This window comes from Nocardia sp. NPDC049935, from assembly GCF_055586645.1.
This window is the reverse complement of sequence record NZ_JBVJHV010000001.1, coordinates 1,238,418-1,248,236: the sequence shown is the minus strand read 5'-3', so window position 1 is coordinate 1,248,236 and position 9,819 is coordinate 1,238,418. Positions and strand designations below refer to the sequence as shown.

Annotated in this window: 6 protein-coding genes; all 6 read right to left on the bottom strand. The window is 71.7% G+C overall.

Annotation, left to right across the window (positions count from 1 at the left end; translation table 11 throughout):
- Positions 1-37: 37 nt before the first annotated feature.
- The 6 genes from ACZ6SF_RS05785 to ACZ6SF_RS05760 all read right to left on the bottom strand — a co-directional run bounded on the left by ACZ6SF_RS05785 (position 38) and on the right by ACZ6SF_RS05760 (position 9,795).
- Positions 38-1,303, bottom strand: a complete 1,266-nt coding sequence (locus ACZ6SF_RS05785; protein ID WP_466060812.1) for a glutamate-5-semialdehyde dehydrogenase — start codon at positions 1,301-1,303, stop codon at positions 38-40.
- A gap of 6 nt (positions 1,304-1,309) precedes the next feature.
- A complete protein-coding gene (locus ACZ6SF_RS05780) occupies positions 1,310-2,050 on the bottom strand; it encodes an SDR family NAD(P)-dependent oxidoreductase (RefSeq protein WP_466060811.1) in 741 nt (246 codons plus the stop codon).
- 3 nt (positions 2,051-2,053) lie between these two features.
- Complete coding sequence (locus ACZ6SF_RS05775) at positions 2,054-2,758, bottom strand: thioesterase domain-containing protein (RefSeq protein WP_466060810.1); 705 nt, start codon at positions 2,756-2,758, stop codon at positions 2,054-2,056.
- Positions 2,755-5,916 carry a non-ribosomal peptide synthetase gene (locus tag ACZ6SF_RS05770; RefSeq protein ID WP_466060809.1) on the bottom strand — a complete coding sequence of 1,054 codons (3,162 nt, stop codon included), beginning with the start codon at positions 5,914-5,916 and terminating at the stop codon, positions 2,755-2,757. Before ACZ6SF_RS05770 ends, ACZ6SF_RS05775 begins: the two co-directional genes overlap by 4 nt.
- Complete coding sequence (locus tag ACZ6SF_RS05765; protein WP_466060808.1) at positions 5,913-6,200, bottom strand: hypothetical protein; 288 nt, start codon at positions 6,198-6,200, stop codon at positions 5,913-5,915. Before ACZ6SF_RS05765 ends, ACZ6SF_RS05770 begins: the two co-directional genes overlap by 4 nt.
- A gap of 478 nt (positions 6,201-6,678) precedes the next feature.
- Positions 6,679-9,795 carry an AfsR/SARP family transcriptional regulator gene (locus tag ACZ6SF_RS05760; RefSeq protein WP_466060807.1) on the bottom strand — a complete coding sequence of 1,039 codons (3,117 nt, stop codon included), beginning with the start codon at positions 9,793-9,795 and terminating at the stop codon, positions 6,679-6,681.
- Positions 9,796-9,819: the final 24 nt, after the last annotated feature.

Genomic DNA, 9,819 nt, shown 5'->3' with positions numbered 1-9,819 from the left:
TCTTTCCTTCGTCGGTGGTTCGTCGGGACTGGCGGTCTCACGACCCCGTGCCGCGCAACAGGCCGGCGGCTTCGACCACCCAGGTGTGGGTGAGCAGGGCGCGCAGGGTCACCGGCCCGCGGACGTGCAGGCGCCCGGTGCTGATGGAGATCTCGGCGCCGAGGCCCATCGCGGGCCCGTCGTGCAGCCGCAGCGATCCGTTGACCACGATCGCGGCCGCGTCGACCCGGTCGGTGAATTCGGCGGCGACCGCCGCCTCGCGCGCCACCACGCCCTCGGTGTGGCGCGAGCCGTACTCGCGGATATGCGTCAGCGCCCCGGAGATATCGCGCACCGGCCGCACACCGACCGCCGCGTCCAGGAATTCGCGGCCGAAATCGTGCTCTTCCAGGGTTTCCCAGCGCGGTTCCGGCCCGGACCCGGTATCCGGCGCGGTCAGCGCGGGATCCAGTTTCATCCGGAAACCGGCCGGCGCCGCGCGGAGCAGGGCGCGCAGGTATTCGTCGGCGATATCGTCGTGCACGAGCACCAGTTCCACCGTGTTGCAGGCGGTGGGCTCCGCCAGTTTGCTGTCCAGGGTGATGGCGGCGGCCAGCTCCGGGTCCGCGGAGCGGTCGACGTAGAGGTGGTTCACTCCGCCGCCGCTGGCGATCACCGGAATCGAACTCGCGGTGCGGCAGTAGTCGATCAGCGAGGGGCTGCCGCGCGGGATCAGGACGTCCACCGCGTCCGGGCGCGCCAGCAGTTCCCGCAGGATCGCCCGTTTCGGATCGTCGAGGGTGGTGACGAGACCGGCCGGCAGACCGGCCGCGGCGAGGGCCTTCTTGGCGACCTCCCCCAGCGCGGTATTGGTCGCCGCGATCTCCTTGCCACCGCGCAGCAGGACGGCGTTACCGGTGACGACGGGCAGCAGTGCGCCCTCGACCGTGACCGTCGGGCGCGCCTCGTAGACCATCAGGGCCACGCCGAGGGGTTTGGGCACCTGCCGCAGGGAGGCCGACTCTCCCATCGGGACGGCGGGCCCGGGCCGGGTGACCTCCGGCAACGCGGCCGCCACCGTTTCGGTGAGCGCGACGAGCTGATCCAGGTGCCGGTCCTGCAGGCGGACCCGGTCGATGAGGGATTCCGGTAGTCCCCGGGCCTGCGCCGCCGCCACATCCTCGGCATTGGCCGCGCGGACGGCCGGCCAGGCGCCGGTCAGACTGCGGGCGAGTTCGGTGGGGTATTGCTGATAACTCCGGTCGCCGACCGGTGGGGCATCGGTGTATGCCTGCCGGGCCGCGCGCAACAGTGTGTCGGTCATGATCTCCTACCACATGAATTGGCCGCCGTCGACGATGAGCTTCTGACCGGTGAGATAACCGCTGTGCGGGCCGATCAGGAACTCCAGGGCGTCGGCGATGTCATCGGGGGTCCCGATCCGTCGTTGGGGGATCTCGTCCAGCACCGCCGACCGGCGAACCGGATCGTCGAGCCGGAAGCGGGTGACCAGTTCATCGGTCTCGGTCATCCCGGGAACGAGACAGTTGACCCGGACGGCCGGGGCGAGTTCCAGTGCGAGACATTTGGTGAGCTGGAGCAGCCCGGCCTTACTGGCGGCGTAGTTCACGCCGTCGGCGCGGGGCCGGATACCGGTGGTCGCGCCGATATTGACGATCGTGCCCGCACCGGCCGCGAGCATCGCGGGCGCGATGGCCCGGATCAGATGGAACGGGCCGGACAGGTTGGTATCGATCACCCGCTGCCAGTCCTCGTCCGCGAGTTCCAGAAACGGTTTGTCCCGGTTGATCCCGGCATTGTTGACCAGCACCTCGGGGGTGCCGAATTCGGTGAGTATCCGGCCGCCCACCTCGCGGACCGCGGCCGGATCGGCCACATCGGCCCGGAGCGCCACGACCCGGTCGCCGTGTGCGGCGGTGAACGCCGCGGCCGTCGCCGCGTCCCCGCGATACAGCGCGACGACCCGGTAGCCGAGCCGGACCAGCCGGGCGCAGAACGCGGCGCCGATGCCGCGTGTTCCGCCGGTGACCACCGCGAGGGGATCGGTCATCGTTCACTCCTTCCCGGCCGGGAGCCCGGCCGTGAACTCGTCGACATGGGCCAGGACACGGGCCAGGTTCGCCGCGCGCAGGATCTCGAAATGGCCGCAGTCGATATCGCGCACCCGCAGCCGGGTGCCGAGCCGCCGCCATGTCTCCGCGTGCCTGGGCTCCGCGCCGGCGCAGGCGATCAGCAGCGCCGGACCGTCGTACCGGCGCTGCGCCCGGTAGGTCTGCGCGGCGGTGATGTGGGCCTCGGCCGTGCGGCGGATCAGATCCGCCTCGGGAACCACCGCGCCCGCCGAGGCCACGACCTGTTCACGGAGCACGGCCCGGGCGGCCGGGCCGGCGGCCTCGGGGACGGCCGGGCTGTCGAGCATCACCACCGCCGGGCGGCTGCCTCGTTCGGCGTAGCGTGCCGCGAGTTCCCAGGCCAGCGATCCGCCCAGCGACCAGCCGAACAGCAGCCGCGGGGGTCCGAGACCGGACAGCGCGTCCTGGTACCTGTCCACCATCACCGCGACGTCGTCGTCGGGAACCTCGCCCCGCATCAGGCCGGCGGCCCGGATCCCGTGCACCGCGCCGAGTCCGGCCAGATGCGCCGCCACACCGAGATAGGGTCCGATGCCGCCCCCGGCGGGCGGGAGCAACACGGTGTGCGCCCGGGTGCCGCGCCCCAGCGGGACCAGGAGCGAGGCGCCGGCGATCGACCCGGTCACGGCCGGACTCCTTCGGCGCGGATCGCTTCGGCCAGCGCCGAAACCGTCGGGTCCCGGAAGAAGTCGAGAACCGTGAGCTGGACCCCCCACTCCTGTTCGATGGCCGCCAGGGCGGTGAGCAGATTCAGCGAATGCGCGCCGTACTCCAGTAGCGAGCGCTCGGGCGCGGGGAGTTCGCTCCCGAGCACCTCCGCCCACAGCGTCTGCAGCCGGGCCTGCACCGGATCGGCGGCGGGCTCGGCGCCCTCCGCGCCCGGCCGCGCCCCGCCGGCGGCCTCGTCGTCGGCACGGCGCACCAGCGCGGGCCGGTCGACCTTGCCGTTCGCGGTGAGCGGCACCGCATCGGTCACCAGTACGGCGGCCGGAACCATCGGTGCGGGTAGCAGTCCCGTCAGCTTTCGGCGGATCTCGCCGGTATCGAGTTCGGCGCTCTCGCCGGGAACGAGGAACAGCAGCACCCGCCGATTCGCGCCGTCACCACCGACCGCGGCGACGGCCGTGCGGATACCCGGCAGTTCGCCTGCCACCGCCTCGATCTCACCGAGTTCCACCCGGTGCCCGCGAATCTTGACCTGGTCGTCGTCGCGTCCGAGGAACAGCAGCACCCCGCTCTCCGACCACATGACCTGATCGCCGGTGCGGTACCGGCGGCCCTCGGGTGGGCGCCGCGGATCGGAGACGAACCGTTCGGCGCTCCGTTCCGGATCATGGATATAGCCGCGGGCCGGGCACCGGCCGCCGAGATACAGCTCGCCGGCCACTCCCCGCGGGGCCAGATGACCGGTCCGGTCGACGACCTGCGCGGTGACGCCGGTGATGGGTGTGCCGATCGGTACGTGTGATGCCCACGGCGCCTCGGTGCCGCGGAGCCGGTGGGTGGTCACCGCGTGGGTCTCGGTGGGGCCGTACAGGTCGACCAGCTGGATATGGGGCCGGTCGGCGAAGAAACGCTGGATCTCGGAACCGGCGATGAGCTGCTCACCCGAGACACACAGGTGCGTGAGCTCGTCCAGCTGCGCCCCGGCCGTCGCCGCGGCCCGCACGAAGGGTGACAAGGCCGCCACCGGCAGATACAGATGGGTGACCGCCTGCTCGCGGATATGGCGGACCAGCGCGGGGAAGTCGCGGCGGTCCACACCGTCGCGCGCCACCACGGTGCCGCCGGCGGTCAGCGTGGGCACGATCTCCTGGAACGACACGTCGAACCCCGAGGGCGCGTAATGCAGGAAGCGGGTCCGCGGTCCCATATCGAGTGCCGCGAGCTGCCATGCGGTCAGATTCACCAGCGGGCCGTTGTGCATCAGCACACCTTTGGGCCGGCCGGTCGAACCGGAGGTGAACATGACGTACACGCCGTCGTCCGCCGATTCGATCCGGCCGTCCGTGTGCGGTGTACCGGGGACGGCGGTCCGGGCGTCCACCGGAGCGACCAGGTCGGCCCCGGGCGGCCCGGCGGCGCCCACTACCAACCGGCACCGCGCGGTCGCCAGCATGTAGGCGACGCGCTCGGGCGGCAGGCCCGGCTCCAGCGGCAGGTAGATCGCACGCAACCGCAGCAGCGCCAGGATCGTGACCACGGTGTCGGTGAGCCCGGTCGTCGCCAGCCCCACCACGTCACCGGCGCGCACACCGTGATCGCGCAGCCGTCCGGCCATTGCGCGCACCGCGGTATCGAGCGCGCGATAGGTCAGTGCGGCGCCTGCTTCGGCGACGGCGACCGCATCGGGTGTGGCGTGCATCCGCTCGCGCACACCGCCGTCCAGCCCGGCCGATACGGGTGCACGGTAGAAGCCGTCGTCGCGGTCGGTCTCCGCGGCGGAGGCGTCGCCGAACAGCCCCGCCACTCCGGTCCCGGGTTCGGCCAGCACGGTATCCAGCGCGCCGCGCAGCGATTCGAGCACACCGTGGGCGACCGCGGGCGGCAGCAGGACGGTGTCGTATTCCAGCTCGAGGAGCCAGCCGTCCGGCGTGGGCGTGACGCCGAGCCAGAGGTCGAATTTTGCCGTTCCGGTGCCGTGTTCGCGCAACGCCCGCACCTCGGCGTCCTGGATATCCGTGCCGTCCTGCATCGCGAGCATGCAGGAGAACAGCGGGTTGCGGTTACCCGCGCGGTCGGGCGCCGCCTGCGCGACGATGCGGTGGAACGGCACCGCGACAGCACTTTTCGCCGCGGTCACCGCGGGGAGGACGATATCGCGCAGATAGTCCTCGAATCGCATCTCCCAGGACACCTCCACCACGAGCGGCAGGGTGTTGACGAAGAATCCGCACAGCGCGTGCGAGGCGATGGTGCGCCGCGCCATCAGCGGCGCGCCGAACACCACGGATTCGTTACCGCTGTGCCGGGCGAGCACCGCGGCGTAGACGGCGGCGAAGAAGGCGAACGGGCCGGCCCCCGATTCCCGGCAGCGCCGGTCCACGGTGCGCGACTGTTGCGCTCCGAGCCGCAGTTCGAGGCGGTCGCCACGGAAATCGGTGGCGGCCGGGCGGTTCGGGCGGGGATGGAGCACCGTCGCCGGTACCCGCCGCAGGGATTCGGCCACTGCCGCGGCCGCGTCGTCGACGAGAGGGTCGGCCGCCGCCGCCAGCTGTGCGTCCAGTTCCCGGCGCAGGGCCCGCTCGCGGCGCGCCCGAAGCGCGGGGGTGTCCAGGTCACCCCGCAGCGCCCGCCCCAGATCCGAAACGAACGGCCGGAGCGAATAGCCGTCGAATACGGTGTGGTGCACCACCACCAGCAGGACCGATCGCGAGCCGTCGGTGGCCGAGAGGTGTGTGCACCGGATGAGTGGGGCGGCGGCGAGGTCGAAGGCCGTCGCGGCCGTTTCGGCCAGCGCCCGCTCCTTGCGCCGGTCGAGGCCCGCGGCGTCCACCACGACGGTGTCGACGGGCACGTCCGCCGCGAGACCGGCTTCGGTGAGCACCGCGTGCGGACGCGGGATCTCGCGCAGCGCCGTCCGCAGCGCGGGTTGGACCGCCAGCACCTCGGCGATCGCCGCGCGCAGCGCGTGCGCGCTGTGGCGTGGATCGAGCTCGATCTCGGCCACCACGTTGTAGAGCTGCGGCGCCGGCACCGAGCGGTGCACCACCATCAGCCCGAGTTGCGATTCGGTCAGTGCCGCGTGCTGCTCCCCCGCACCGTGCGTCGTCGCCGCGGTCATCGGATGCGCTCCGGAGTTCCGGTCTCGCCCACGAGTTCGCGCAACCAGAGCCGCAATTGCCCGACCGTCCGGATCGTCGCCAGGCTCCCGGCATCGATCTCCCGGTCGTCGTCGGGTACCAGCGCCACCGCGATATGCACGGTGGCCAGCGAATCCAGCCCGATCTCGGCCAGCACCGAATCGTCGTCGAACGGCCCGTCGACGAACCGCGCCAGCTGCGCGTCGACCGATTCCGCGTCGCGGCCTGTCGTCCCCGGGCCGCCGCGCCCGAAACCTTCCCTCACCGTTCCTCCTCGAAATCGTCCGGCCGGCGAACGTGCCGTCGCGCCGGAGACATTCGCCGATTCCGTCCGGTTCCGCCGGTGGGCCCGGATCCCCGCCGGAGCGGGTCCGCGGTGGCAGCGGAACCTGGTGCCAACCCTGCCCGGCGGGGCACTCACGGCTCTCTCATTCCGCTCTCACACCGATAACTCCGTGAGCACGTGGGAAATACGGCCGTAACAGAGGACCGAGAGAGCGACTGCCTAGGGTCGGAGCCGACTCGTCCGGACCGTCACCGGTTCCGGACCGGCCGCTCGCCCACCACGCAGGAGGTGTCATGTTCGAGACGAAAACCGTGAACCCCGGCCGCGTACCGGCCGCCGCCACGTCCGCCGGCGCGGATCCGACCGCGCCGTCCGGCGATACACCCTGGGACTGAACCCGGACCGAGCCGGGGCCGCCCGGGACCGCCGGGCACAGCGGGTATGCTGCCGATGCCGCTCAGCTCGCGATACTCGGCGGCACCCGCCCCACGAGGTGGCCGCGGATACGTTCGGACATCCGCTCCGCTTCCGGGGCGGTGGTTCGCAGCAACTCCAGCGCACGTCCCCACAACGCCTCGGCGGCCTGCCGCTGATTGTTGCGCAATCGCACCTCGGCCAGTGAATCCAGCGCGCGTGCGTGCCACAGCGTGGCGTGCAGGTCCTCGAACGAATCCGCGGCCCGCCGCAGATATTCGTCGGCACTGTCGAATTCGCGCCTGGCCAGGTGCAACCGGCCCAGTGCCAGCAGCACCCGGCCCTCGCCCAGATGCGCGCTCACCGCTGCGCAGATCTCCAGGGCCCGGGCCAGGACCTCTTCCGCGTCGGCGAAATCCTGCCGTTGTGTCCGGATCACTCCCAGACCGCACAGCGCGAACACTTCGCCCACCCGGTCCCCGGCCGGCCGGACCAGCTCGAGCACCCGGTGATACGCCTTCTCGGCCGCCGCGTGCCGGTCCTGGCGCAGGTACAGTTCGCCGAGCCGCTGCCATGTCTGGGCCTCGACCCGCTGGTTCCCGGCCTCCCGGCACAGCCGCATGGCCTCGTCGAGTGCCTGCTCGGCCTCGTCGAAATGCAGCAGATCCATCTGCACCTGGGCCAGGTTGGCCAGGGTGTGGGCCTCGGCCACCGGATCACCGACCTCCCGGAATCCCGCGATCGCGGCGCGGTATCGGGTGAGCGCACTGTCGTGGCGGCCGGCCATGCGGTCCGCGAAAGCGAGGTTGCGCAGGGTGAGCGCCCGGCCGTGCCGGTCCCCCAGCCGGTCGAAGAGCAGCAGTGCCCGCTCCAGGCCCGCGGTGTCCGACGCACCCCGGGTGATCTGGCGCAGCGACCCCAGCGAGCACAGGATCGCAGCCTCCCCGCGCGCGTTTCCCGCGTCGCGCACGGACCGCAGCGCGCGCTCGTGGGTATCGCACCAGTGGTGCACCATGCCCCTGGCCTCGAACAGCGTCACCGCGGTCGAGGCCAGATCCCAGCACAGTTCGTCCGCCCCGGCCGTCGCCGCCTGATGGACCGCGGCGACCAGCCCGTCGCTCTCGGATTCCAGCCAGCCCATCGGGTCGGCGACGACGCGGTCCACATCGGCGCCCGGGAGCCACCAGCGCTCACCGCTTCCGTGCAGCACCGTGTAATCGCCGCCGTAGAGCCGGCGATGCGCCTCTTCCGCGAGGGCCAGATGCGCGCCCAGCAGCCGGGCGAGCGCGGAGCGGCGAACCTGTTCACCGTCTTCGGCGTCCAGCCGCTCCCGCGCGAAGATCCGCACCAGATCGTGGAACCCGTAGCGGCGGCCGGCGGTCTCGCCGACACCCAGGAGCCGGGCCTCGACGAGCTCTTCCAGAATGTCCTCGGCCCGGCGGCAGTCGGTATCGAGCAGGGCGGCGGGTACCCACACCGAGAATTCCACCGCCTCGCACAAACCCAGCAGCCGGAACAGTCGCCGGGCGACCGCCGACAACCCCTCGTAGGACACGGCCAGTGTCGAGCGGACATGCAGGTCGCCGTAAGCGATCTCGTCGAGCCGGCGCTGTTCGTCCTGGAGCCGGTCCACCATGAACGACACCGCCCAGTGCGGGCGCGCCGCCAGTCGCGCACCGATGATCCGGATCGCCAGCGGCCACCGCCCGCACAACCGGACCAGGCTCTGCACTGCCTCCGGCTCCGCGGCCGCCCGCGCCGGCCCGGCGAGATGTTCGAGCAGCCGGGTGGCGTGTGCGTTCTCCAGGCCCTCGAGGTCGAGGGTGAGCGCGCCGGGCAGATTGCCCAGCGGACGCCGGCTGGTCACCACGACCGAGCAACTGGGACTACCCGGCAGCAGCGGCAGCAGTTGTTCCTCGGTATCCGCGTCGTCGAGCACCACCAGGACCCGCCGGCCGTTGAGCCGGCTGCGATACAGATCCCGCAATTCGTCCGGGCCCGTGGGCAGATCGTTATCGCGCAGACCGATCGCGCGCAGGAACCGGCGCAGCACGTCGACCGCCTGGCTGCGCGGGTTCGATGTGGTGCCGTGCAGGCAGACGAACAGCTGCCCGTCGGGGTAGTGATCGCGGAGCCGGTGCGCGATATGCACCGCCAGCGCGGTCTTGCCGATACCACCGCGCCCGGAGATCCGCGCGATCCGCATCGCGTTGGAGTACGGTTCGCCGCCCAGTTCCTTCTCCACCGCCGCGACCGCCAGCCCTCGCCCGGTGAAGTCACCGATATCGGCCGGTAGCTGATGCGGGACCTCGTATCCGTCGCCGGCGCCACCCGGGCGTCCCGCGCCGTCCTCGGAAACCGGCGGCGGGCCGGGAGCCAGCAGCAGCCCTTCGTCCTTGGCAAGGATGGACGACTCTATGCGGCGCAGCGACTCCCCCGGTTCGATACCGAGTTCCTCGACGAGTTCCTCCCGGGCCCGCCGGTACACCTCCAGCGCTTCGGCCTGCCGGCCCGACCGGTACAGCGCGACCATGAGCTGGCCGCGCAGCTGTTCCCGGAGCGGGAACTCGGCCACCAGACCGGTGAGTTCACCGAGCACCTCCCGGTGCCGCCCGAGGGCGAGTTCCCATTCGATGCAGCGCTCGTGCACCCCGACGCGCTTCTCCTCCAGCGCGTCGGCGAGCAGTCGCGCCCGCCCGGCCGCACCCGGCAGCACCGGCCCCCGCCACAGCCCCAGCGCGGCCCGGCACTCGGTGAGCGCTTCGGCCGTATATCCCTGTTCGGCCAGCTCGTCGCCACGCCGCAGATAACGGTCGAAAAGGGCGGCATCGACGGTATCCGCGGCCGGCGCGCACAGGTAGCCACCGGGCCGGGTGACTATCGCCCGATCCCCGGTGAACTCCAATAGGTCCCGCCGCACCCGCGAGACGCAGGTCTGCACCTGCCCGCGCGCGGTATCGGGCGGCGATTCGCCCCAGATCGCGTCGATCAGGTCGTCGACGGTGACCAGGGTGCCCACCCGCAGGAGCAGCAGGCCCAGGATCGTGTGCTGCCGTCGCGCCGTGAACCGCCGCGTACCGGCGGCGCCGCGCACCTCCACCGGTCCGAGAACGCTGTACAGCGGTCTCTGCGATACGAGGTTGTCCTCAGTGCCGTTCACGCAACTCCCCAGACCGAGGGCATC